We start from the raw sequence: 23,784 nt of genomic DNA, 5'->3' as shown, positions 1-23,784 counted from the left end.
CCGACCATGTCGCCGCTTATTCGCTTATCTGCCTGCTTCGTGGCCCTGATGATGGCCATGGGCATCGGACGTTTCGCTCTCACCCCGCAAATGCCGCACCTGCTCAGCGAAGGTCAGATCGACCTGACAGCCGCTGGTCTGATTGCAGCGGCCAACTACCTCGGTTACTTGCTCGGCGCGGTGGACGCGATGTTCGCCCATCGCCCGCAGCAGGTTCAGCGGCGCCTGCACGGTGGCTTGTGGCTGTGTGTGCTGCTGACCCTGGCATCGTTCTGGGCCGATGGTTTTTGGTCGCACCTGGTGCTGCGCTTCGGCACCGGGGTGGCGAGTGCCTGGGTGCTGGTGATGATTACGGCTTTAAGCCAACCGTTGGCAGCGGCAGCGGGTCGTCCACGTTTGGGCGCACTGGTATTCGCCGGACCGGGCTTAGGGATTTTTCTGACAGGATTGTTGGCACTGGTCTCACATCTGCTCAACCAGACTTCCGCGACGTTGTGGCTGATTTACGCAGCGGCTGCGTTGGTGATGATGCTGGGGGTCTGGCGACTGCTGCCTAAGCCCGTCGCAACGGCTGCGGTTGCTGTGGCGGCGGGCAATCCATCGAATCGCGGCATCGGGCGGCTGGCCGTGATTTATGCGCTGTACGGCGTCGGCTACATCATTCCGGCGACATTCCTGTCGCAGATGGCCAATGAGCAGTTTCACGGACAATGGCAGGCGGACTTGTTCTGGCCGTGCTTCGGTCTGGCTGCGGCGCTTGGCGTGTTGCTGGTGAGCCTACGGCGTCACGATCCCGAAACGACGCGCCACTGGTTGATGGCGACGTTGTGGCTGCAAGCGGCCGGTGTCTTTGCCTGCCTGCTCGGCAGTGGCCTGGGCCTCGCACTGGGCGTGATCCTCTGTGGCACACCGTTCCTCGCCTGCATGCAACTGGTCATGCAACGCTCGCGGGAACTGGCGCCGCATGCCACCCAACGCAATGCCGGCATGCTCACCGCGTGCTTCGCCGTCGGCCAACTCAGCGGCCCGTTGCTGGCAGCGTTGAGCAGCCATTTCAGCGGCGGTTTGCAGCCAGCATTGGTCATCGCCGGCAGCGGATTGTTGATTGCCGGCGGTCTGGCGATGCAGTCGACTAGCGCTGGCCCAGCGCTTTGCGCAAACGCCGACGCAGCCACTGCTCGGCGCTGACAAAAGTGATGCCGAACAGCACCAGTACAGCGCCAACGACGAAGTTCACAGTCAACTGTTCGCCGAGCAGCAACACGCCAAAGGTCACGCCGAACAGCGGCGTCATGAACGAAAACACCGCGAGGTTGGCTGCCAGATAACGACGCAGCAACCAGAACCAGATCAGGTAACTGAAGAACGACACCACCAGCCCCTGGAACAGCACGCTGGCCACTGCCACGGTGGTCAGGCTGACGTGGGTGATCTGGCCGCTGAACAGCGCGATCAGGAGCAGGCCGAGGAAGCCGACGATCAACTGGTAGAACAAGGTCAGCGTCACCGGAGCTTCCGACAGCCGTGAGGCGCGCACCACCACCGTGGTTGCGCCCCAACAGGCTCCGGCCAGTACGCCAAAGGCATCGCCCAACAGCATGCGCCGGTCGAGGTTGTCCCATGACACGCCACCGGCGAAGGCAATCGCGATGCCGATAAACGCGAGCAGAATGCCCAGCCATTGCAACGGCCGCAGCCGTTCACTGGCCAACAGAAAATGTACGCCCAGCGCAGTGAAAATCGGCGCGGTGTAGAGAAACACCGACATGTGTGCGGCGGTGGTCAGTTGCAAGCCTTCGGCGATGAAGAAGAACTCCAGACCAAAAAGCGCACCGGCTAACAAGCCGCCGCGCCAGGTAACGCCGACCTGATCCCAGCCGCCCTTCCAGCAGATCAGCAAACCGACCAGCAACGCGGAAATTCCCGAGCGTGCCGCCGCTTGCATGACTGGCGCAATGTCCGGCGCCGCCCATTTGATCATCACCTGCTGCACGCCCCAGATCAGGCAAAGACCGATCATCACTTGCAGGGCAAAACTGTCGGCATTGCGCCGCTCGACACTCACCGCAACACCTCGAATACACACAACATGGCAGGCCATCCAATGGTCAGAAAACAGTGTCGAGGATTATCAATGACTCGAGCGCAAAAAGCCGTCTGGAAAAGACATTTTGTGCTTCATTGGCGCCAGTGGTGAATGGCTGTCGGCTACGCCGTCGCTCCCACTTTGGAATGCGTTCGCCTGTGGGAGCGAGCCTGCTCGCGAAGAGGCCGGCATTGCCAACCCAGACTACCGATCAGATATGCCAAACCGTTTAGCCAACAAAAACCCGACGCTACAAGCCACAGCAGTAGCAAACGTCCCCCACGCCCAATCCATCAGCGTCACCTGCACCGACCAGCCACGCAACGTCGCCCAATTGGTCAGGTCATAGGTGCCATAAGCCACCAGCCCCAACAACGCGCCCCGCTTCGCCGCCCACTGCCAGGTCGCCGCAGGCAGCACCACAAACACCACGCAGCCAAAAACATACAGGCAATAAAAAACCGCTGCAGGAATCAGCAGCGGTTTTTCGAGCATCAGCGGGCCGAGCAGTTCGCGATAGGTCGGTGCCATCAACAGGCCGAGCCAGATACCGTCGAGCAATAAAAACATCACCAGTGTGGCGACGTAGGCAATCAGCGTTTTTTTCATCGACCCGATCTCGTGTGTGTCCCATGCAAGATGGGCCACCCAAGGCTCAGGTTAGTTCAATGCGATCAGCATGAATAACGATCTTGCCTTCCTTGTACAGCGAGCCGATGGCCTTCTTGAAGTTGCCTTTGCTGACGCCAAACAGGCTGCTGATCAACGCTGGATCGCTCTTGTCGCTGACCGGCAACGTGCCGCTGTTGTCACGCAACTTGGCGAGGATCTTCGAGTTCAGGCTGCTGGCAGCTTCCTGGCCAACCGGTTGCAGGCTCAGGGCGATCTTGCCGTCGGCACGCACTTCCTTGATGTAGCCCTTCTCAAGCATGCCGGCGCGCATGAACTTGAAGATCTCATTCTTGTGAATCAGACCCCAGTGCTTGTTGTTGATGATCGCCTTGAAGCCCATGTCGGTGGCTTCGGCAACCAGCAGATCAACTTCCTGACCCTGACTGTAATTGGCCGGAGTCTTGTCGAGGTAGCGATCCAGTCGCGCAGTGGCGGTGATACGGCGGGTGTGCTTGTCGAGGTAGACATGCACCACGCAGTATTCGCCGGCGGTCATCTGGCGCTTCTCTTCGGAATACGGCAGCAACAGATCCTTCGGCAGCCCCCAATCGAGGAACACACCGATGCTGTTGACTTCAACGACTTTCAGACTGGCAAATTCGCCGACCTGCACTTTCGGTTTTTCCGTGGTGGCGAGAAGTTTGTCTTCGCTGTCCAGATAAACAAAAACGTTGAGCCAATCTTCATCTTCGGTCGGAATATCTTTCGGGATATAACGATTAGGCAAAAGAATCTCGCCATCGGCACCGCCATCCAGATATAAACCGAAGTTAGTGTGTTTAACCACTTGCAAACTGTTGTAACGCCCGACTAAAGCCATTTCCAGAACCCTCATTGCGTGGGCGGCATTCTACCCGTTTTTATCGTGGCCGTCGGGTGACAGATCGGCACGCTTGTGAAACCGGTTCAACTCCTTGATTTTCCTCGGGCGCAGCCGGGCCGAGGTGCCGCTCGTCAGACAGGCACGAACGCTCATGACTGAATATTTCAATGCACGCGCACATAAATGTTGTTATTTAAAACAGCAGGTTAGCCGGATATTTCGAATATTGGATCGAGAATAATGCAGCAATGCGGTTGGTTATTCCGGGGGATATTTACCAAGCAATTGTCAAGTTATTCCTGTACGATGCATGGCCGAGTTACTTTTCTACAGGTTAATGGCCGCCATGCGTGTAAAAGCATCCTCCAGCAAAGCAAAGCCAGCTCCAGCCGTTGAAACCAGCGAATCGATCAACGATCAGATTGCAGCGTTTCTCAAGTCTGGTGGCGAGATCCAGCAAATTGCCAAAGGCGTCAGTGGCCAGACATTCGGCCCGTCCAAGCAGATCAGCCTGGGCAAGAAGTAACACCGGTTTTACACCCGTCCAGAGGCGCTTTGAGCTTTGAAGCGCCTGGACTGGCACCGCGTAACCTCCCTCCTTTTTAAACAAAATTCCTTGTGAATCGACGAACGGCCTTCAATGCCGATCATTCGCCGGTATCCTTTCACGCGTCTAGATCAAGCGTTTCAGCAGGCCCGCCTTCCTGCGCTCGCTGTTCATGGAGTGACGCATGCGCAAAACATCCTGTTTATTTCTTGTAGGCCTTCTGGCCAGTGCGACCGCGCACGCGCAGATTTTCCAGCGTGAACTCGGCGACTTCGATCTCAAACTCGGTACCACGCCCACGCGCAGCATGGCTCAAGGCCTGGTCAAACCGGCGGCAGTCGGTTCCTTCCATGGCGGCCTCGACCTGAGCCACGACAGCGGCCTCTATGTCGGCCAGTACGCACCGAGCATGGGCATCTCCCCGGGCAAGAACCTCGAAATCGACTCCTACGTCGGATTTAAACAACCTTTCGATCAGACCCTCGGCTATGAAGTCGGCATGATCCACTACAGCTATCCCAAGGTAGACACTCTCGACAGCCAGGAGCTGTTCGGTGGCCTGACCTTGCTCGGCAGTCGTTTCGGCGTGGCCTTCAGCAATGACCCGGATAAACAGAACAACACGTTGTTTGCCGATCTTGGCGGCAACCAGCCATTCGGCATCGGCGTCAGCATGAAATACACCACCCACCAACTGAACACGCCAGTGGCCGTGGACGGTGGTTATGTCGGCAGTTTTACCGATTGGTCGGTGAAATTGTCGCGACCGTTCATGGGCGTCGACCTCGATCTGATCTACAGCGACTCCAGCCTCAGCGGCAGCGATTGTTCGGCCTACTCCGGGCACAACAGCGAGTGCGACGGCCTCGTCACCCTCAAGGCTGCGCGCGCGTTCTATTGATCGGCTGAACTGCCGGGTTCATTCTGCGTTCACATAGGAATCAGTCCCTCGAAGCCAGGCTCACGCAAGGATTCGCCCATGTCTCGCTGGTTCAAACAGATCGCCGCGCTACTGATCTTCACCCTCGCCCTCGGCGCCTGCAGCCGTGTCGGCCTGGCCTATCGCAATCTCGACGTGATCATTCCATGGACGCTCAGCGACTATCTGGACATGAACGGCGAGCAGAAAGACTGGTTCAACGAACGCCTCAAGGATCATTTGAGCTGGCATTGCACCACGCAATTGCCGGGCTATCTGGACTGGCTTGATCGCCTGCAGACCATGGTCGAATCCAATCAGGTCACCGATGCCGCGTTGCAGGCGCGCACTGCCGAAGCCAAGCAGGCCATTGCCGAAACCGCTCGAGAGATCACCCCGTCGGCGATCGAGTTGCTGCAGGGGCTGGATGACAAACAGGTCGCCGAGATGAATGACGCGTTTGCCAAGGATTTGCGCAAGCGTCAGCAGGAATACCTCAAGCCGCCGCTTGATCAACAAATTGCCGAGCGTGGCGCGCGAATGGTTAAACGTCTGAACGACTGGCTGGGGCCATTGAGCGCCACTCAAGAACAGCGGGTCATGGCGTGGTCGACCGCGTTGGGCGATCAGTACACCCAATGGATTGCCAACCGCGCCCATTGGCAGAAGCAATTCAGTGCAGCTGTCGCACAACGCAAAAGTCCCGAATTCCCACAGAGAATCGAGACGCTTCTGGTCAATCGCGAGAGTTTATGGACAGCCGATTACCGCAAGGCCTTCGCCGATACCGAAGCGCAGGGACGCTCGCTGGCGGTTGACCTGATGGCGGAAAGTACGCCGCAACAGCGTCAGCGGTTGTTGAAGAAGATCGAAGGAGTGCGCAAAGACTTCAACGACCTCAAATGCCTCAAGGCCGCGCAAAAAACCTGAAGACACCTACATCCAATTGTAGGAGTGAGCCTGCTCGCGATAGCGGTTTCCAGTCAACATTGATGTCACTGGAAGACCGCTATCGCGAGCAGGCTCACTCCTACAGGGGATCTGCGTAAACTCAGGCGATCTGGGCTTTAGACGCCACTTCCTCAAAGGTCGCCTCGGCCAGCGCATCCTCTTGCTCATCCAGCACCTGACGCGGGTGATCGTTGCCAGGAATGCTGCTGTCGATCAGGCTCAGCAGGCTGGAACCGCGAGGCGTCAGAACAAAATTGTTTCCCGTGCTGCCCTCCTCATCCGGGCGCGGTGCGATATAGCCACGCAGGAGCAACAACCGTTCATAGTCGCAGGCCAGCGTTTTCAGGTGATCAAGGTTCTCGATCGGCTCGCCCGCGGCGGCTTTTTCCGCGGCATAGTCTTCGGCGTAGGCCCGAGGGGCAAAACTGTGGCCGGCGCTGTTCTGCACTTCGTGCAGCAAGCGTTCAATCAAATCCCAGTTATAAGTCGTCATCCTGATACAACCTCCGATGCGCATGATTTGTGGCGCGTTCATAGGTTGTGACCTGAGCGGTTCCCAGCCGTTCAGCCGCATTTCCCGCAGCGACCGACCGGCGGTCTGTCGATTTGCAGCAGGGTTAAACGACTAGTCTGAAACAGACGGTTTCAACCCCGCAGGAGAAATCATCATTAACGTTGAGAATCATCCGGTGGTATCGCGCGAAGAATGGCTCGCCGCCCGTAAGCAGCATCTCGCTGACGAAAAAGCTTTCACCAAAGAACGCGACCGCCTCAGCGCCAAACGTCGCGCATTGCCATGGGTAAAGGTCGACAAGGAGTACCACTTTCAGAGCCCGAACGGCGAACTCAAGCTGAGGGATCTGTTTGGCAAACACAGCCAATTAGTGGTTTACCACTTCATGTTTGCCAAGGACTGGGAGGAAGGTTGTCAGGGTTGCTCGTTCCTCAGTGACCACATTGATGGCGCTAACCAGCATCTGGCTCATCACGACATCGCGGTGGTAGCTGTGTCCCATGCGCCCTTCAACGAATTCCAGGCGTTTAAACAACGGATGGGCTGGAAGTTTGACTGGGTGTCGTCAGAGGGTTGCGACTTCAATTATGACTTCGGCGTTTGTGCCCGGGCTGAGGATGTCGCGACGGGAAAGGCTACGTACAACTACGAAAAGACTGACAGTGCTGAGGAGGAAATGCCGGGGTTGAGTGTGTTTTATCGCGATGAGGCCGGGGAGATTTTCCACACCTACTCGACCTACGCTCGCGGTCTCGACATGCTGGTCGGCGCCTATAACTACCTCGACCTCACGCCCAAGGGCAGGAATGAAAACGAGATCATGGAGTGGGTGCGGCATCACGATCGCTATGAGCTAGCGGCAAAATCCAGTTGCTGCCACGGTAACTGAAAGCCTTTTGTGGGAGCGAGCTTGCTCGCGCCCATAGAGTCTGAACTTTTCGCCAGTTTCGCCGCTCAACCGGTTAACCCGCCTTAACCGGAACCGAGGCCTGCCCATGAAAACCCTGATCAAGCTCACCCTCGCCGCCACCTTGGCCTGCGCCCTGCCCGTCTGGGCCTGCACGCCGGAGGAAGCCACCGAAAAGCGCGAACAACTGGCCAAGGAAGTCGCCAAGCTCACCGAGCAGAATCCGGCCAAGGCCAAGGAGATCAACGCCGAGTTACAGAAGATGGATCTGGGCACGGCCAGTGCCGATCTGCCGGATAAATGTCAGTTGATTGATCAGCGGTTGAAAGAGTTGGGCACGGCGGAGAAAAAAGCGGAAAGCTAAAAGCCAGATCAAAAGATCGCAGCCTGCGGCAGCTCCTACACCGATCCCTGTAGGAACGGCCGAAGGCTGCGATCTTTTGCTTATGGAAATGCATTAATGCATTTATTTATTTGCACTAACGCATATCCACATCTACGGTTACATCGAGCAACGAGATCGGAACCCGCCATATGACATGGCAACCCGTGAACACCGATCGCTCGGCAACACCGCAACACCCACACAAGCTGGACGCTTGTTTTCACTCATGGAGGATTGAAAAATGTTAACAACAGCAGCAACACAATTCACCGGCGAATCACTGCCAAGGTGCCTGGCCGGTCACTTGCTCGACCCGCAGCTAGTCGAAGCCGCTGAACAGCTCAGCGCCCTCGCCGCCGGCAGCCTCAACTTCAACATGCAGAAACAGACCCAGACCAACTGGTGCTGGGCCGCCGTGTCCGCTTCGGTCGGCAACTATTACGGCACCGGCAACTGGACGCAGTGCGGCGTGGCCAGCACCCAACTGGACCGCAATTGCTGCAATCAGCCGGGGCCGTGCAACGTCTACGGCTATCTGGATTCCGCTCTGCAAACCACTCGCAGCTACAACGGCATGAATCAGGGCTCGCTGCAGATGTCGGCCATTCAGAACCAGATCAACATGGGCCGCCCGGTCGGCCTGCGTTGCGCCTGGTACGGTGGTGGAGCGCACTTCCTGACGATCTACGGCACTAATGGCGATTACGTGTTGGTCGCGGACTCGATCTACGGCTATTCGACCCGAGCACTGAACGCGTTCCCCCGTGCCTACAACGGCGGCGGCAACTGGACCCACACTTACTTCACCGTGAAAAACTAGGAGGGCGGCATCATGCAACTGACTTATCCAAAGGCGCCTTCCAACGGCGTACAGACCTTGCGCCCGGCGCTGCAAGCGGCACTGCAAACCCAAGGCTTTGGCGCCAATCGCCAATTCGCCAACGCAGCACCTGCGAAGATCAGCCTCAGTGAGGCCTATCGCGGCTACTCACTGAATCTGGAAGACCTGAGCCACGGCAAAGGTCTGAAAGACGCACGAATCGGCGACTGGCATTACCTGGTGTTTGCCGACGGCGTGACGATTGCCGATGCGCAACTGGCCGAGGTGCGCGGGCATGTCGAGTTTGCCTCGCTGAATCACGGCGATCACGCCGCCGCGACGGTGGCTGCGCTGAAACTGGCAGAACAAGCACCGCAATTGCAGGGTAAAACCGTTGAGTTGCGCGTGCTGTTTGTCTCGGCGCTGCATGTTGTGACGATCTGGCTGCATGCCGACAGTGAGGACGTGCTGATCCCGATCGAGCCGACGCCGAAGGAGCTGGCGGTCACGCGGTTGTACAGCGAGGCAGCCTTGCTCGCAGCATTGAAGCCGGCGGCCGATCAAGCCAAACGGCGCTTTGATGCCGACACCAGTGGTCAGCTCGGCAACTGATGGACGAAAAAAAACCCGGACACTGTCCGGGTTTTTTATGCTCGCTAGAAACGCCTTACTCAGCCGCAGGCTCTGCTGGCTTGCGACGCTTGAGCGGTGCCATGCCGTCGCTGCTCACCAACGAGTCAGGCTTCGGACGATTGACGCTCTTGCGCTTGGTCGGCGTCTTGGCGGCAGTTTTCTTCTTGTCACCCTTGGCGTCGGTCTTTTTCTTCTTCACACCAACGGCTTTGCCCGAGGCCTTGACCTTTTTCGGTCCGCCGTAGGTGCCTTTGACTTCCTTGATGGTGCGGCGCTCGAAGCTCTGCTTCAGGTAGCGCTCGATGCTCGACATCAGGTTCCAGTCGCCGTGGCAGATCAGCGAGATCGCCAGACCGTCGTTGCCGGCACGACCGGTACGGCCGATGCGGTGCACGTATTCGTCGCCGCTGCGTGGCATGTCGAAGTTGATCACCAGATCCAGGCCATCAACGTCCAGACCACGGGCCGCGACGTCGGTCGCGACCAGAATCTTCACGCCGCCCTGCTTCAGACGGTCGATCGCCAGTTTGCGATCCTTCTGGTCTTTCTCGCCGTGCAGCACGAACGCTTTGTATTCCTGAGCCACGAGGCGGCCGTAAATGCGGTCGGCCATGGCGCGGGTGTTGGTGAAGACGATGGCCTTCTGATAGGTCTCGTTGGCCAGCAGCCAGTTCACAATCTGCTCTTTGTGCTGATTGTGGTCGGCGGTGATGATCTGCTGACGGGTTGTCGAGTTCAGCTGGCTGACCGCGTTGAGCTGCAAGTGCTCAGGGTTGTTCAGCACCTTGCCGATCATCTCGCGCAGGCCAGAACCGCCGGTGGTGGCGGAGAACAGCATGGTCTGCTGACGGTTCGGGCATTCATCGACCAGACGCTGCACGTCTTCGGCGAAGCCCATGTCGAGCATGCGGTCGGCTTCGTCGAGCACCAGCACTTCGACTTCTTTGAGGTCGAGGTTGCCGGCGTTGAGTTGCTCGATCATCCGGCCCGGGGTGCCGATGAGGATGTCCGGCACTTTGCGCAGCATCGCCGCCTGGACCTTGAAGTCTTCACCGCCAGTGATCAGGCCGGACTTGATGAAAGTGAACTGCGAAAAGCGTTCAACTTCCTTCAGCGTCTGCTGGGCCAGCTCGCGAGTCGGCAGCAGGATCAGCGTCTTGATGCTGACGCGAACCTTGGCCGGGCCGATCAGGCGATTGAGGATTGGCAGTACGAAAGCGGCGGTTTTGCCGCTACCGGTTTGCGCCGTCACCCGCAGATCACGCCCTTGGAGCGCCAGCGGGATGGCCGCGGCTTGCACAGGCGTTGGCTCGACAAATTTCAGCTCGGCCACAGCTTTAAGCAGGCGTTCGTGCAGGGCGAATTGGGAAAACACGGGTGCTACCTCGAAGATATGCAAAAAAACAGCTGCATAGGTTACCGGTTTCGAGCGCTCAGGCCGAGTTTCTTTATACAAACGGACGTAATCAGTGGCTTTTTTGTTGCTCGATTTGTCTTCAACGGTAATACACGGCGTCTTAAATGCTCTAATCGCCCATCGCGTCTTACAGAAGAATCGTTGCTCATATGGATTTCAAACAGCTCTGGCACAACGCCCAAGACCTCTGGGGCACCCTCGAACAGCATCCGTTCTTGCAGGCTGGCCTCGCACTGACCGTGCTATTGGTCATCGCACTGGTGCTCGGACGAGTGGCGCGTTACCTGATCCTGCACGCCAGCCGCATGCTCGGACGCCAGCCGGCGTTGCACTGGATCAATGACTTTCGCCATAACAAGGTGTTTCAGCGTGTGGCGCAGATGACGCCATCGCTGGTCATCCAGTTCGGCCTGCATCTGGTGCCGGAACTGAACAAAACCGCGATGACCTTTCTCGGCAACGTCGCGTTGTCGTTCACCATTCTGTTCCTGCTGCTCTCGGTCAGCGCTCTGCTCAATGCCCTGCTCGACATCTATGCGCGTACCGAACATGCGCGTACGCGCTCGATCAAAGGCTACGTGCAACTGGCAAAAATGGTTTTGTACGTGTTCGGCGCGATCATCATCGTCGCCACACTGATCGACCGTTCGCCGCTGTTGCTGCTCTCCGGTCTGGGTGCAATGTCGGCGGTGATTCTGTTGGTCTACAAGGACACCCTGCTGTCGTTTGTCGCCAGTGTGCAGTTGACCAGCAACGACATGTTGCGGGTCGGCGACTGGATCGAGATGCCGCAAGTCGGCGCCGATGGCGATGTGGTCGACATCACCCTGCACACGGTCAAGGTGCAGAATTTTGATAAAACCATCGTCTCGATCCCGACCTGGCGCCTGATGTCCGAGTCGTTCAAGAACTGGCGCGGCATGCAGCAATCCGGCGGACGACGGATCAAGCGCAGCCTGTTCATCGATGCCAGCGGTGTGCGTTTCATCCGTGACGACGAAGAAGAAAAGCTCTCCCAGGTGCACCTGCTCAGCGATTACATGAGCCGCAAAAAAGCTGAACTCAAGGCGTGGAACGAAGCGCAGGGCAATGTCGCGGCGATGTCGGCTAACCGTCGGCGCATGACCAATATCGGCACGTTCCGCGCGTATGCACTGGCGTACCTGAAGAGTCATCCGGAGATTCAGCCGAACATGACCTGCATGGTGCGGCAGATGCAGACCACGGCGCAGGGTATTCCGCTGGAGATTTACTGCTTCACCCGCACCACGGTGTGGGCCGATTACGAGCGGATTCAGGGGGATATTTTTGATTATCTACTGGCGGTACTGCCGGAGTTTGGCTTGAGCCTGTATCAGCAACCGAGTGGCGGGGATTTGCGCTCTGGCCTGCTGCCGGCGGTGCTCGGCGCGACCAGCATTCCCGAGCCGCAAAAACACCTGATGTAACCCAAAGATCAAATGTGGGAGCGAGCCTGCTCGCGAATGCAATGTGTCAGTCGACCCATACTTATCTGACCCAGCGCCTTCGCGAGCAGGCTCGCTCCCACAGGGGTTATGCAGCGACCGTTTTTTTTCGGATGCCCAGTCGGCTGATCCATACGGCGGCAAGGATGACGCTGCCGCCAAGGAACAACCGCCCCAGTTCCTCATGCTGATTCCAGATCAGCAAATTCAGAAGCAACCCCACCGGCACATGCAGATTGTTCATCACCGCCAGCGTGCCGCCGTTGACCATGCACGCACCCTTGTTCCACCAGTACATGCCCAGCGCGGTCGAGACCAGGCCGAGGAACAGCAACACGCCCCATTGCAGCGGCGCTTCCGGGAGGAAGTTGGCTTTGCCGAACATCAGGAATGCCGGCAGCACCACCGCCAGCGCACCGAGGTAGAAGAAGCCAAAACGGCGGTAATGCGGTAGATCGCTCGGGTGTTTCGCCACCAGATGCTTGTACATCACCTGCCCCGCCGCGTAGGTGAAGTTGGCCAGTTGCAGCAGCAGGAAGCCCATGAAGAAGTCCGGACTGACGCTGTCGAAACGAATCACCGCCGCCCCGCCCACCGCCACTAACGCGGCGATCAGCGCCCACGGGTTGAAGCGTCGGTTCAGCGCATCCTCGATCAACGTCACGTGCAGCGGCGTGAGGATGGTGAACAGCAACACTTCCGGCACCGTCAGCACGCGGAAGCTCAGATAGAGGCAAACGTAAGTCACACCGAACTGCAACGCCCCAATCAACAACATGCCGCGCATGAACGAAGGTTCCACCGAACGCCAGCGGGTCAACGGAATGAACACCAGCCCCGCCAGCACTACGCGCACCAGCACCGCGAAGTAACTGTCGACATGACCGGCCAGGTATTCGCCGATCAGACTGAAGGAAAACGCCTGGATCAGCGTGACAAAAAGTAGATAGCCCATGCTCGCCCCTAATTTGAATGGCGGCGACGATAGCGGTTTTTGCACCAGACCGCGAACCCTCGAACAACACAAATCCCCTGTAGGAGTGAGCCTGCTCGCGATGGCGGTTGTTCAGACACATCAGCATTGACTGACACACCGCTATCGCGAGCAGGCTCACTCCTACAAGGGAAATTGCGTTGTTCATCAAATCGCAGGCAAAAAAAAGCCCGATCTCGCAAATGCGTTCAATCGGGCTACAGCACTCAGGAGCAACAAGTGCAAAGGGAGGTTCGATGCGCGTAGAGCCTTGAAGGGGTTGCGCCAGGTCACTAGACCATCCAGCGATTATCTGGCGATTAACATATCAAGCGACTTGGGACAGTTTGGCGTTGGCCTGATTCAGGCCCTTCTCCTGGAAGTCGCCACCGAGGTTCATGCCTTCGGCGTGAATGAAGGTCACGTCGTTGATGCCGATGAAACCCATGACCTGACGCAGGTACGGTTCCTGATGGTCGGCCGGGCCGCCGGCGTAGATGCCGCCGCGAGCGGTGAGCACGTAAGCACGCTTGCCGCTGAGCAGGCCTTGGGGGCCGGTTTCGGTGTACTTGAAGGTCACGCCGGCACGCAGCACGTGGTCGAGCCAGGCCTTGAGGGTGCTCGGGATGGCGAAGTTGTACATCGGTGCAGCCATGACCAGTACGTCGGCGGCGAGCAACTCATCGGTCAATTCGTTGGAACGATCCAGCGACGATTGCTCGTTGGCGTTGCGCTGATCGGCAGGCTTCATCCAGCCACCCAACAGATTGCTGTCCAGGTGTGGCACCGGGTTCACGGCGAGGTCACGCACAGTGATCTGATCGTTGGGATGCGCTGCTTTCCACTGACTGATGAAAGTCTGGGTCAGTTGACGGGAAACCGAGTCTTGCTGGCGGGCGCTGCTTTCGATGATCAGAACGCGGGACATGGTGTGTAGCCTCCATCCGAGAATGTTGTAGGTCGATGGAGTGGAGGTTAAACAGAGTCGAATCGATGAAAAAGCGCAAATAATTGCTGCAAAGCATCGAATAATTCGTTTAGATGCACCTCATACCCTGTGGGAGCGAGCCTGCTCGCGAAGGCGGTGTGTCAGTCAAGGAATGTGTTTACTGACACACCGCCTTCGCGAGCAGGCTCGCTCCCACAGGTAAATACGGTGTTATTTCGGGACGCAGGTCAGTTTGATGCGCAGCTTGATGATCTCGCGGGTGAACTTGGCCGTGGCGTTTTTATGTTTGCCGGCCGGTACATCGATTGTGCGGGTGCGCGGTGCTTCCGGGCCATTGTTGAAGACCGCCTTGCAGACTGCGTCGACGTCACCGTAGTTGGCCACCCGAATGGAGCCGATGTCATTGTCGGTGTCGTAAGGCTCGTAATCGATCTTCATGCCGTTGAGATCTTTCTGCACATCAATCGGATAAGCAAAAGCGGTCAGCGGAAGCAGCGCCAGCAGCACACAACAGAATTTTTTCATTCGGCAGTCTCCATGAGGGACGGCCAGCTTAGGACAAGAGGAGCTATTGATGAAAGCGCCCCGCGTGACCCTTGATCAATGGCGAACATTGCAGGCCGTGGTCGACCACGGCGGATTCGCCCAGGCCGCCGAGGCCTTGCACCGTTCGCAATCGTCGGTGAGTTACACCGTCGCCCGTATGCAGGACCAGCTCGGCGTGCCGTTGCTGCGCATCGACGGGCGCAAAGCCGTGCTCACCGAAGCCGGCGGCGTGTTGCTGCGTCGTTCGCGACAATTGGTGAAACAGGCCAGCCAACTGGAAGATCTTGCCCACCATATGGAGCAAGGTTGGGAAGCCGAGGTGCGGCTGGTGGTCGATGCGGCCTACCCGAGCGCGCGAATTGTGCGCGCATTGACCGCGTTCATGCCGCAGAGTCGCGGCTGCCGCGTGCGTTTGCGTGAGGAAGTGTTGTCGGGTGTCGAAGAAGTGCTGCTCGAAGGCGTGGCCGATCTGGCCATCACCGGCCTGAGCATTCCCGGTTACCTTGGTGCGGAACTGAGCGACGTCGAATTCGTCGCCGTTGCTCATCCCGATCACCCGCTGCACCGGCTCAATCGCGAACTGAGCTTTCAGGATCTGGAAACCCAGATGCAAGTGGTGATCCGCGACTCCGGCCGCCAGCAACCACGGGATGTCGGCTGGCTCGGCGCCGAACAGCGCTGGACCGTTGGCAGCCTCGCCACAGCGGCGACGTTCGTCAGCAGCGGCCTCGGTTTTGCCTGGCTGCCTCGCCACATGATTGAACGAGAGCTGAAGGATGGCTCGCTCAAGCTGCTACCGTTGGACAGGGGCGGTAACCGCAACTCCAGCTTCTATCTGTATTCGAACAAGGACAAACCCTTGGGCCCGGCCACGCAAATCCTCATCGAACTGCTGCGCACCTTCGACACCTTGCCGCTGGACGCACCGTTCGCCGCCCCTGAACAAGCCTGACACGGAGTTCACCGATGGCCTGGTTCGAACATGAAGGTTGCAACCTGCACTACGAGGAATATGGCCACGGCGCGCCGTTGCTGCTGGTTCACGGGCTCGGCTCGAGCACACTGGATTGGGAAATGCAGATCCCGGCGCTGGCCGCGCACTATCGGGTGATCGTCCCGGATGTTCGGGGCCACGGGCGTTCGGACAAACCGCGCGAGCGCTACAGCATCGCCGGTTTCAGCAACGACCTGCTGGCGTTGATCGAGCACTTGAACCTCGGCCCGGTGCATTACGTCGGGCTGTCGATGGGCGGCATGATCGGCTTCCAGTTCGGCGTCGATCATCCGCAAATGCTCAAGAGCCTGACCATCGTCAACAGTGCGCCCGAGGTCAAAATCCGCAGCCGCGACGACTACTGGCAGTGGTTCAAACGCTGGAGCCTGATGCGCGTACTCAGCCTCGCGACCATCGGCAAAGCCCTCGGCGGTAAACTTTTTCCGAAACCGGAACAGGCGGATCTGCGACAGAAAATGGCCGAACGCTGGGCAAAAAACGACAAACGTGCTTATCTCGCCAGCTTCGATGCGATTGTTGGCTGGGGCGTTCAGGAACGACTTTCCCGAGTGTCCTGTCCAACGCTCGTCATCAGCGCCGACCGTGACTACACACCGGTGGCACTGAAAGAAACCTATGTAAAACTGCTGCCGAATGCGCGGCTGGTGGTGATCGCCGATTCGCGCCACGCCACCCCGCTCGATCAACCCGAACGTTTCAATCAAACGCTGCTGGAGTTTCTCGCCGCAGCCGATATTCAATCTCAGGATCACTGACCCATGTTGAAAAAACTCGCCCTCGCCGCTGGTACTGTGCTGTTTGCCGCCAACCTGATGGCTGCCACGCCAACCAAGGCACCGCATGTGCTGCTGGACACCACCAACGGCCAGATCGAAATCGAACTGGATCCGGTCAAGGCACCGATCAGCACCAAGAACTTTCTCGATTACGTCAACAGCGGCTTCTACAACAACACGATTTTCCACCGTGTGATCCCGGGCTTTATGGTCCAGGGCGGTGGTTTCACTCAACAGATGCAGCAGAAAGAAACCAAGGCTCCAATCAAGAACGAACACAAAAACGGTCTGGCTAACGTTCGTGGCACCTTGTCCATGGCTCGCACTTCCGTACCTGATTCGGCGACCAGCCAGTTCTTCATCAACGTCAAGGACAACGACTTCCTCGACCAGGGCGATGGCTACGCAGTATTCGGCAAAGTGGTCAAAGGCATGGACGTGGTCGACATCATCGTCAACTCGCCGACCACCATCAAAAGCGGCATGAAAGACGTACCTGCCGACCCTGTATTCATCAAGTCGGCCAAAGTCATCGACTAAGCTGTACAGGGCGTATCGAGCGGCGCTGGCCTGATCCCGCGCCGCTCACACCGATAAAAGGAGAGCCCGTGCTCCGGGCGGTTATCTGATGCTCTATCGCCGTTTCGAACAACTGATCGACGTGTTCCGCGACGCCCCCACGGCATCCCCGCCGGATCGCGTGCTGCCCTTCTACACCTATTACCTGAAGCAGGTCTGGCCGAGTTTTGCCGCCCTGCTCACCGTCGGACTGTTCGGCGCCTTGATCGAAGTGGCGTTGTTCAGCTACCTCAGTCGCATCATTGACCTCGCCCAAGGTGCACCGAATCCGAATTTCTTTCAGGAGCATGGCCTGGAATTGGCCTGGATGGCCGTGGTCGCGCTGATCTTGCGCCCGGTCTTTGTCGGCCTGCACGACCTGCTGGTGCACCAGACCCTGAGCCCGAGCATGACCAGCATGATCCGCTGGCAGAACCACAGCTACGTGCTCAAGCAGAGCCTTAACTTTTTCCAGAATGACTTCGCTGGTCGTATCGCCCAACGCATCATGCAGACGGGCAACTCGCTACGTGACTCTGCGGTGCAAGCAGTGGATGCGTTGTGGCATGTGCTGATCTACGCGATCAGCTCGCTGGTGCTGTTCGCCGAGGCGGACTGGCGCCTGATGATTCCGTTGCTGACGTGGATCGCCGCTTACATTGGCGCGCTCTGTTACTTCGTGCCGCGGGTCAAGGAGCGCTCGGTGGTGTCCTCCGATGCACGCTCCAAACTGATGGGGCGGATCGTCGATGGTTACACCAATATCGCCACCCTGAAGCTGTTCGCCCATACCAATTACGAGCAGCAATACGCCCGCGAAGCAATCGAAGAACAAACCGAAAAAGCCCAACTGGCGGGCCGCGTTGTGACCAGCATGGACATCGCCATTACCACCATGAACGGCCTGTTGATCGTCGGCACCACAGGCCTGGCCTTGTGGCTGTGGACGCAGTCGCTGATCACTGTCGGGGCGATTGCCCTGGCAACCGGTCTGGTCATTCGCATCGTCAACATGTCCGGCTGGATCATGTGGGTGGTCACCGGCATTTTCGAAAACATCGGCATGGTCCAGGACGGCTTACAGACCATCTCGCAACCGGTCAGCGTCACCGATCACGAGCAGGCCAAACCGCTGGAAGTGGCCCGTGGCGAAGTGCGTTTCGAGCACGTGGATTTTCACTACGGCAAGAAGCGCGGGATCATCGGCGATCTCAATCTGAACATTAAACCGGGTGAGAAAATCGGTTTGATCGGGCCGTCCGGCGCCGGCAAATCGACGCTGGTCAATCTATTGCTGCGCCTGTACGACGTCGAGGGTGGGCGGATTCTGATTGATGGCCAGAACATCGCCGAAGTCGGTCAGGAAAGCCTGCGTGCACGGATCGGCATGATTACCCAGGACACCTCGCTGCTACACCGTTCGATCCGCGACAACTTGCTGTACGGCAAACCCGATGCGACCGACGCAGAGTTGTGGGATGCAGTGCACAAAGCGCGCGCCGATGAGTTCATTCCGCTGCTGTCGGACGCCGAAGGGCGCACAGGCTTCGATGCGCATGTGGGTGAACGCGGGGTGAAACTGTCCGGTGGTCAGCGTCAGCGCATTGCGATTGCGCGGGTGTTGCTCAAGGACGCGCCGATCCTGATCATGGACGAAGCGACCTCGGCACTGGACTCGGAAGTTGAAGCGGCGATTCAGGAAAGCCTGGAAACCCTGATGCAGGGCAAAACCGTGATTGCGATTGCGCACCGACTCTCGACCATTGCCCGTATGGATCGGCTGGTGGTGCTGGAGAACGGCAAGATTGCCGAGAGCGGCACCCATGCCGAGCTGTTGGCCCATCGCGGTCTGTATGCACGACTTTGGGCGCACCAGACCGGAGGGTTTGTCGGCATCGACTGACTTTTTCCGTCACCACAAAACCCTGTAGGAGTGAGCCTGCTCGCGATAGCGGTGTGTCAGGCCCACTAATGTTGATGACACACCGTTATCGCGAGCAGGCTCACTCCTACAAAGGATGTGTGAAATGAGTGACCGATCAAACCGCCACAGCCCGCAAACCAAGGGCGCTGGCGGTTTTTTTGTGGCTGCTGGAAATCCGCAGAAAGCCTGCTGTACTCAGCCAAGGTTTCGGTACGAAACCTGTCGTAAATCTGCAGGGATGCACAACTCGATGCAGTCTCGATAGCAGGGCTATCAAGGACGCCTCTCATGTCTCTGTTCAAACGTTCAGTCACTGAGTTGTTGGGTACGTTCTGGTTAGTATTGGGTGGTTGCGGCAGCGCGGTGATCGCCGCGTCTTCACCGTTGGGAATCGGGGTGCTGGGGGTGGCCCTGGCGTTTGGTCTGACGGTGCTGACCATGGCATTCGCCATCGGTCACATCAGCGGATGTCACCTAAACCCGGCCGTGTCGGTCGGTCTGTTCGTCGGCGGTCGGTTTCCGGCCAAAGAGTTGCCCGCCTACATCATCGCGCAGGTGCTCGGCGCGATTCTCGCGGCGGCGCTGATTGCGCACATTGCCAGCGGCAAGGAGGGTTTCGATATCGCCGCCGGCCTCGCATCCAATGGTTATGGCGAGCATTCGCCGGGGAAGTATTCCATGGCGGCGGGGTTTGTGACCGAGCTGGTGATGACGGCGATGTTCGTGATCATCATTCTGGGCGCGACCGATAGACGCGCACCACCGGGGCTGGCACCGATCGCCATCGGCCTGGGTCTGACGCTGATTCACCTGATCTCGATTCCCGTCACCAACACCTCGGTGAACCCGGCCCGTAGCACGGGACCGGCACTGATGGTCGGCGGCTGGGCGATTGCGCAGTTGTGGATGTTCTGGGTCGCACCGTTGATTGGCGCGGTGGTCGGTGGCGGGATCTATCGCTGGTTGGGCAAAGAGGAAACCTGAGGACGTATGAAATCCTTCTGTGGGAGCGAGCCTGCTCGCGAAGACGTTGTGTCAATAACGTATATGTCGACTGACACGACGCCTTCGCGAGCAGGCTCGCTCCCACAAGGGATCTAGGTTTGGCGGTAGGGCAAGGCTGTTCTGGCTTCTTCGGCATACGCGAGGACGCCGGCGCGTTCCTGTTTCAGGAAATCCTTCACCGCCGCTTTCAACCCCGGATGCAGCAAGTAATGCCATGAATGGGTGATCACCGGTTCAAACCCACGAATCAGTTTGTGCTCGCCCTGCGCCCCGGCATCGAAACGCTGATAACCCTGCGCGATCGCGTAATCCATGCCCTGGTAAAAACACGTCTCGAAGTGCAGTCGATCGAACTCCGCCAGACAGCCCCAATAGCGCCCGTAGAAACTGTCGCCACCGACCAGACTGAAGGCCATCGCCACCGGCCGTGAGCCTTGTTTGGCCAGTACCACGCGGATCGCCTCGGGCATACGCTCGGCCAGCAGACTGAAAAACTCCCGCGTCAGGTACGGTGCCTGACGCCGCACCGCATAGGTATTGGCGTAGCAGGCGTAGACAAAATCCCACTGCGCCTCGTCCAGCTCGCGCCCCTCCAGCCATTCAAACGCAAAGCCCTGCCCCGCCACTTGCTCGCGCTCCTTGCGCATCTGTTTGCGCTTGCGCGAACTGAGTACGTCGAGGAAATCCTGAAAGTCGCGATACCCGCGATTCTGCCAGTGATATTGACAGCCAATACGTTGCAGCCAGCCTGGTTGCTCGGCCATTGCAGCGTCGGTGAAAGGATCCGTGAAGTTGATGTGCGCACTGGAAAGCCCTTCGATCTCCAGGTAACCAGGCAGGCTCTTGAGCAGTTCGAAACCGTCTTCGACATTGGCCGCCAACAGGCGCGGGCCGCTGACTGGACTGAATGGCACAGCGCTCAACAGCTTGGGGTAGTAATCGATGCCGGCGCGGGCGCAGGCGTCGGCCCAGCCATGATCGAACACGTACTCGCCGTAGGAATGCCACTTGCGATAACTGGGCAGTGCGGCGATCAGTCGATCATCTTCAATATGCAGCAAATGCTCAGGTTGCCAGCCGGTGTGAGGGCCAACGCTGCCACTGTCTTCCAGTGCACTGAGAAAAGCGTGGCGCAGAAATGGCTGGCTTTCAGGCACCAGCGCATCCCAGGTTGCCGGAGCGATTTGCGACAGGTTTTGCAGGCATTGCAACGGCATCGACAGCTCTCCACAACAAGACTTCAGCGCCCGGCGAGTATCGCCGATTGCGTGGCATTGCACACCCGCAATCGGCCGACAGCGCTCTAGATCAATAGTTCAGGACAAATCGATATCGTCATCAACCTGCCATCACTGTGCCACTGCTCTGTCATAAACCATCGCGATACTGGCGCCTGTTTTTAGAGCGCCGGGTTCTACCCGGACACTGTTTTCCGACGTTCGAATCGTCGGTTGTGCCCCGGATGGTTGTGCCATCCCCTCTCATCTTCGGAGATTGCTATGCGTCTTGCTTCCACGAAAACTGCGGCGGCCCTGTGCGGTGGCTTGTTGCTGGCCATGAGTGTTCCGGCCAGTGCTGCAGTCGACGCCAAACTGCTCGACATGCTCAAGGCTAACGGTTCCATTTCCCAGGCGCAGTACATCGAACTGCAAACTGAACTGGCCAAGGATCAGAAGGCTCAGCAAATCGCGCAGCAGGCGCAGCAAGAGACCAACGAACAAGTCGCCGCTGTTGCGAAGAAAACCAACGAACAAAGCGCCTTCGACCAGAAACTCGCCTGGGCAGCCAAGACCCAATTCAAGGGCGATGTGCGTATCCGTCAGGAGACCATCAAGATCGACGGCGAACCGAACAACGGTGGCCGCGACAAGGACCGTCAGCGCATCCGCGCCCGTCTGGGTGCCTACACCGAGATCAACCCGCAGGTCGACACCGGCATCCGTATTGCCACCGGCGGCGGCGACGATGCCCGCTCCACCAACCAGGACCAGGACAACTACTTCGACAAGAAGCAGATCTGGCTGGATCTGGGCTACATCGACTACCACCCTGACCAGATCAAGAACCTGCACATCATCGGCGGCAAGATGCTCCAGCCGTGGGTCAGCATGGGCGACGTGATCTGGGATAGCGACATCAACCCGGAAGGTCTGGCCGTTACCTACAAATACCCGTTGGGCAGCAGCGCCGAACTGTTCGGCAGCCTGGGTAACTACAACCTCAAGGACAACGTCGATGGCGATGGCGTGCAATTCCGTCACGACCTGCGTCTGACCGCCGGCCAGTTGGGTAGCCGCTTCAACATCACTGACAACTTGAAAGTGACTCTGGGCGGTAGTGTCTATGCCTACCAGAACGACGAAGACAGCCGCTGCACCGGCACTTCCACACCGTGCGCACTGGCGGTCAACGGCAACTCGGCCAACAACGAATTCCGTCTGTATGAAGGCTTCAGCCAGGTCGACATCGGCGGTCTGCCGATGCCACTGTCGTTCTACGGTCAGTACGTGAAGAACAACGATGCCGTAACCGATCAGGACACTGCGTGGCTGTTGGGTGCCAAGTCGAAAGTCTTCGGCCTGAACCTCGATTACAACTATCGTGACGTGCAGCGCAACGCCGTAGTCGGCGCTTTCACCGACTCCGACTTCGCCAACGGCACCACCGGTTCCCGTGGCCACAAGTTCAAGGTCGGTTACGACATCGACAAGAACTTCGCCATCGGCGCTACGTACTTCCTGACCAAGGCTGACTTCGCCAGCCGTACCCAGCGTGACGCTGACGCCAACACCTTGCAGCTGGACGCGGAAGCCAAGTTCTAAGAAAACAGCTACAAGCTTCGAGCGACAAGCTGCAAGTCACCGCTCCCCTTGCGATTTGCCGATCGAAGCTGATTTTCCTGCAGCCCGGTGCAGCTACAGCGATCCCCATCATCCGTTCGCTGGCGCTGCACCGGGCTGTGTTTTTTCATGGGCTATCGTCCCGCCTCTGCGTAGCCAGACGCTCAGCCAGCGCGTCCACACCCTCTTCCGGTTTCTCCGGCATCGCCTTCAAGGTCGCTTGCATCAAACGCATCTGACGAATGAAACGCCGACAGTTCGGGCAAAACATCAGGTGATGGCGCACCATCAGTTTTTCACGAAAGCTCAATTGGCCATCGAGATAATCGCTGGAGCGCGCCACTTGTTCCTTACAGGTCAGCATTCCCCTGTCTCCTCAAAATGCTCCACGGTCGCGAAGACTTTCAGCCGCGCACGATGCAGCAGCACACGGACATTGGAGAGCGAGATCTCCAGAAGATTACAGATCTCCTCCAGCTCCAGCCCTTGGCGTTCGCGCAACAACAAAACGCTGCTTTGCAGTTCCGACAGGTTCAGCAGGGTGTGCTCCAGACAGTCACGCAATTCACCTTCGGTCAGCAAGGCTTCCGGGGTGTCCTGATGCCAGGCGAACGGGGCAACCAGCCAATGGCCGTCACCGGGAGAAAAGCGGTCATCGTCGATCGTGCCATGGGGTGACGGCAGATCATCCATCAACACTTCCCGGCGATTTTGTTTATATCGGCTTTTGGCCGAGTTGGCCGTGATGGTCAACAGCCAGGTCTTGAGACTGGAGCGGCCTTCGAAGCTGGCGATGTGGCGCACCACCGACAACCAGGCGTCCTGCACCACTTCTTCGACATGGCGCTGGCCGACAATCGCATACGCCACGGCGCGCATGGCGCTCTGATACGTCGTCACCAGTTCCTTGAAAGCCTTTTGCTCACCCGCCAGCAGGCGCGCAAGCAGTTGGGTGTCGTCAGCCGCCATCCAAAAATCTCCTTGTGCCGATTCCGAAAATGATAGCGGCAGGTCTTCACCTGCCGCCATTTCCGAAAAATTACAGCGTTTGAGCCGAT

At 58.2% G+C, this 23,784-nt stretch carries 26 protein-coding genes; 15 read left to right on the top strand and 11 right to left on the bottom strand.

What is annotated here, in order from left to right; genetic code table 11:
- Window positions 1-6 precede the first annotated feature (6 nt).
- Window positions 7-1,188 (top strand): MFS transporter, encoded by a 1,182-nt coding sequence (locus tag HU754_RS08750; RefSeq protein ID WP_186622771.1) that lies wholly within the window; start codon window positions 7-9, stop codon window positions 1,186-1,188.
- Here the strand turns inward: HU754_RS08750 and HU754_RS08745 are convergent.
- From HU754_RS08745 to HU754_RS08735, 3 genes are all read right to left on the bottom strand, one after another.
- Entirely contained in the window at window positions 1,133-2,065 is a 933-nt protein-coding gene (locus tag HU754_RS08745) for a DMT family transporter (protein WP_116254445.1), read from the bottom strand. The two genes, HU754_RS08750 and HU754_RS08745, sit on opposite strands and share 56 nt — an antisense overlap.
- A gap of 225 nt (window positions 2,066-2,290) precedes the next feature.
- Window positions 2,291-2,695: a DUF2177 family protein gene (locus HU754_RS08740; protein ID WP_099758296.1), complete on the bottom strand. Its 405-nt coding sequence runs from the start codon at window positions 2,693-2,695 to the stop codon at window positions 2,291-2,293.
- 46 nt (window positions 2,696-2,741) lie between these two features.
- On the bottom strand, window positions 2,742-3,578 hold the full coding sequence (locus HU754_RS08735; protein ID WP_093438054.1) for a CvfB family protein: 837 nt from the start codon (window positions 3,576-3,578) through the stop codon (window positions 2,742-2,744).
- A 340-nt stretch (window positions 3,579-3,918) separates the two neighbouring features.
- Here HU754_RS08735 and HU754_RS08730 point away from each other — a divergent pair, with 340 nt between their 5' ends.
- The 3 genes from HU754_RS08730 to HU754_RS08720 all read left to right on the top strand — a co-directional run bounded on the left by HU754_RS08730 (window position 3,919) and on the right by HU754_RS08720 (window position 5,977).
- Entirely contained in the window at window positions 3,919-4,107 is a 189-nt protein-coding gene (locus HU754_RS08730) for a PFL_1563 family small protein (protein ID WP_170844885.1), read from the top strand.
- A 205-nt stretch (window positions 4,108-4,312) separates the two neighbouring features.
- Entirely contained in the window at window positions 4,313-5,029 is a 717-nt protein-coding gene (locus HU754_RS08725; protein WP_186622769.1) for a TorF family putative porin, read from the top strand.
- A gap of 78 nt (window positions 5,030-5,107) precedes the next feature.
- The gene (locus HU754_RS08720) at window positions 5,108-5,977 is read left to right on the top strand and encodes a DUF6279 family lipoprotein (protein ID WP_186622768.1); all 870 of its coding nucleotides are present in this window, start codon (window positions 5,108-5,110) and stop codon (window positions 5,975-5,977) included.
- 121 nt (window positions 5,978-6,098) lie between these two features.
- On the opposite strand, the gene HU754_RS08715 is transcribed toward HU754_RS08720, so the two are convergent.
- A complete protein-coding gene (locus tag HU754_RS08715) occupies window positions 6,099-6,491 on the bottom strand; it encodes a transcriptional regulator (protein ID WP_186622766.1) in 393 nt (130 codons plus the stop codon).
- A gap of 175 nt (window positions 6,492-6,666) precedes the next feature.
- Between HU754_RS08715 and HU754_RS08710 the strand changes: the two genes are divergently transcribed.
- The 4 genes from HU754_RS08710 (at window position 6,667) to HU754_RS08695 (ending at window position 9,236) form a co-directional block, all read left to right on the top strand.
- Window positions 6,667-7,401 carry a DUF899 domain-containing protein gene (locus HU754_RS08710; RefSeq protein ID WP_186622799.1) on the top strand — a complete coding sequence of 245 codons (735 nt, stop codon included), beginning with the start codon at window positions 6,667-6,669 and terminating at the stop codon, window positions 7,399-7,401.
- 106 nt (window positions 7,402-7,507) lie between these two features.
- Window positions 7,508-7,783: a hypothetical protein gene (locus HU754_RS08705; RefSeq protein ID WP_093438074.1), complete on the top strand. Its 276-nt coding sequence runs from the start codon at window positions 7,508-7,510 to the stop codon at window positions 7,781-7,783.
- 262 nt (window positions 7,784-8,045) lie between these two features.
- Window positions 8,046-8,624, top strand: coding sequence for a papain-like cysteine protease family protein (locus HU754_RS08700; RefSeq protein ID WP_186622764.1), 579 nt, complete (start codon window positions 8,046-8,048; stop codon window positions 8,622-8,624).
- A gap of 12 nt (window positions 8,625-8,636) precedes the next feature.
- Window positions 8,637-9,236 carry a hypothetical protein gene (locus HU754_RS08695; protein WP_186622763.1) on the top strand — a complete coding sequence of 200 codons (600 nt, stop codon included), beginning with the start codon at window positions 8,637-8,639 and terminating at the stop codon, window positions 9,234-9,236.
- A gap of 55 nt (window positions 9,237-9,291) precedes the next feature.
- On the opposite strand, the gene HU754_RS08690 is transcribed toward HU754_RS08695, so the two are convergent.
- Complete coding sequence (locus tag HU754_RS08690; protein ID WP_038358505.1) at window positions 9,292-10,632, bottom strand: DEAD/DEAH box helicase; 1,341 nt, start codon at window positions 10,630-10,632, stop codon at window positions 9,292-9,294.
- 191 nt (window positions 10,633-10,823) lie between these two features.
- On the opposite strand from HU754_RS08690, the gene HU754_RS08685 reads away from it, so the two are divergent.
- Window positions 10,824-12,122 (top strand): mechanosensitive ion channel family protein, encoded by a 1,299-nt coding sequence (locus HU754_RS08685; protein ID WP_186622761.1) that lies wholly within the window; start codon window positions 10,824-10,826, stop codon window positions 12,120-12,122.
- Between the two features lie 106 nt (window positions 12,123-12,228).
- On the opposite strand, the gene HU754_RS08680 is transcribed toward HU754_RS08685, so the two are convergent.
- From HU754_RS08680 to HU754_RS08670, 3 genes are all read right to left on the bottom strand, one after another.
- Entirely contained in the window at window positions 12,229-13,095 is an 867-nt protein-coding gene (locus HU754_RS08680; protein ID WP_186622759.1) for a carboxylate/amino acid/amine transporter, read from the bottom strand.
- A gap of 346 nt (window positions 13,096-13,441) precedes the next feature.
- On the bottom strand, window positions 13,442-14,041 hold the full coding sequence (locus HU754_RS08675) for an FMN-dependent NADH-azoreductase (RefSeq protein ID WP_099758291.1): 600 nt from the start codon (window positions 14,039-14,041) through the stop codon (window positions 13,442-13,444).
- Window positions 14,042-14,272: 231 nt separating this feature from the next.
- Window positions 14,273-14,587, bottom strand: coding sequence for a 3-phosphoglycerate kinase (locus HU754_RS08670; protein WP_186622757.1), 315 nt, complete (start codon window positions 14,585-14,587; stop codon window positions 14,273-14,275).
- Window positions 14,588-14,636: 49 nt separating this feature from the next.
- Between HU754_RS08670 and HU754_RS08665 the strand changes: the two genes are divergently transcribed.
- From HU754_RS08665 to aqpZ, 5 genes are all read left to right on the top strand, one after another.
- The gene (locus HU754_RS08665) at window positions 14,637-15,560 is read left to right on the top strand and encodes a PA3225 family LysR-type transcriptional regulator (RefSeq protein WP_007914443.1); all 924 of its coding nucleotides are present in this window, start codon (window positions 14,637-14,639) and stop codon (window positions 15,558-15,560) included.
- A 14-nt stretch (window positions 15,561-15,574) separates the two neighbouring features.
- Entirely contained in the window at window positions 15,575-16,378 is an 804-nt protein-coding gene (locus tag HU754_RS08660; RefSeq protein ID WP_186622755.1) for an alpha/beta fold hydrolase, read from the top strand.
- A 3-nt stretch (window positions 16,379-16,381) separates the two neighbouring features.
- Window positions 16,382-16,939, top strand: a complete 558-nt coding sequence (locus HU754_RS08655; RefSeq protein ID WP_186622754.1) for a peptidylprolyl isomerase — start codon at window positions 16,382-16,384, stop codon at window positions 16,937-16,939.
- An 88-nt stretch (window positions 16,940-17,027) separates the two neighbouring features.
- A complete protein-coding gene (locus HU754_RS08650) occupies window positions 17,028-18,860 on the top strand; it encodes an ABC transporter ATP-binding protein (RefSeq protein WP_093438109.1) in 1,833 nt (610 codons plus the stop codon).
- Between the two features lie 309 nt (window positions 18,861-19,169).
- Window positions 19,170-19,865 carry an aquaporin Z gene (aqpZ, locus tag HU754_RS08645; protein ID WP_064586473.1) on the top strand — a complete coding sequence of 232 codons (696 nt, stop codon included), beginning with the start codon at window positions 19,170-19,172 and terminating at the stop codon, window positions 19,863-19,865.
- Window positions 19,866-19,978: 113 nt separating this feature from the next.
- Here aqpZ and HU754_RS08640 read toward each other — a convergent pair whose 3' ends face one another.
- Complete coding sequence (locus tag HU754_RS08640; protein WP_186622753.1) at window positions 19,979-21,103, bottom strand: GNAT family N-acetyltransferase; 1,125 nt, start codon at window positions 21,101-21,103, stop codon at window positions 19,979-19,981.
- Window positions 21,104-21,385: 282 nt separating this feature from the next.
- Here HU754_RS08640 and HU754_RS08635 point away from each other — a divergent pair, with 282 nt between their 5' ends.
- The gene (locus tag HU754_RS08635; protein ID WP_186622751.1) at window positions 21,386-22,708 is read left to right on the top strand and encodes a putative porin; all 1,323 of its coding nucleotides are present in this window, start codon (window positions 21,386-21,388) and stop codon (window positions 22,706-22,708) included.
- A 145-nt stretch (window positions 22,709-22,853) separates the two neighbouring features.
- Here the strand turns inward: HU754_RS08635 and HU754_RS08630 are convergent, their stop codons facing one another.
- Both HU754_RS08630 and HU754_RS08625 read right to left on the bottom strand, forming a co-directional pair.
- Window positions 22,854-23,090, bottom strand: a complete 237-nt coding sequence (locus HU754_RS08630; RefSeq protein WP_093438121.1) for an anti-sigma factor family protein — start codon at window positions 23,088-23,090, stop codon at window positions 22,854-22,856.
- On the bottom strand, window positions 23,084-23,695 hold the full coding sequence (locus tag HU754_RS08625) for an RNA polymerase sigma factor (protein ID WP_093438125.1): 612 nt from the start codon (window positions 23,693-23,695) through the stop codon (window positions 23,084-23,086). Before HU754_RS08625 ends, HU754_RS08630 begins: the two co-directional genes overlap by 7 nt.
- Between the last annotated feature and the right edge of the window lie 89 nt (window positions 23,696-23,784).

Source organism: Pseudomonas zeae (genome assembly GCF_014268485.2).
GTDB lineage: Bacteria > Pseudomonadota > Gammaproteobacteria > Pseudomonadales > Pseudomonadaceae > Aquipseudomonas > Aquipseudomonas neuropathica.
The sequence above is the reverse complement of the archived record's forward strand: the minus strand, read 5'-3'. Positions and strand labels throughout refer to the sequence as shown.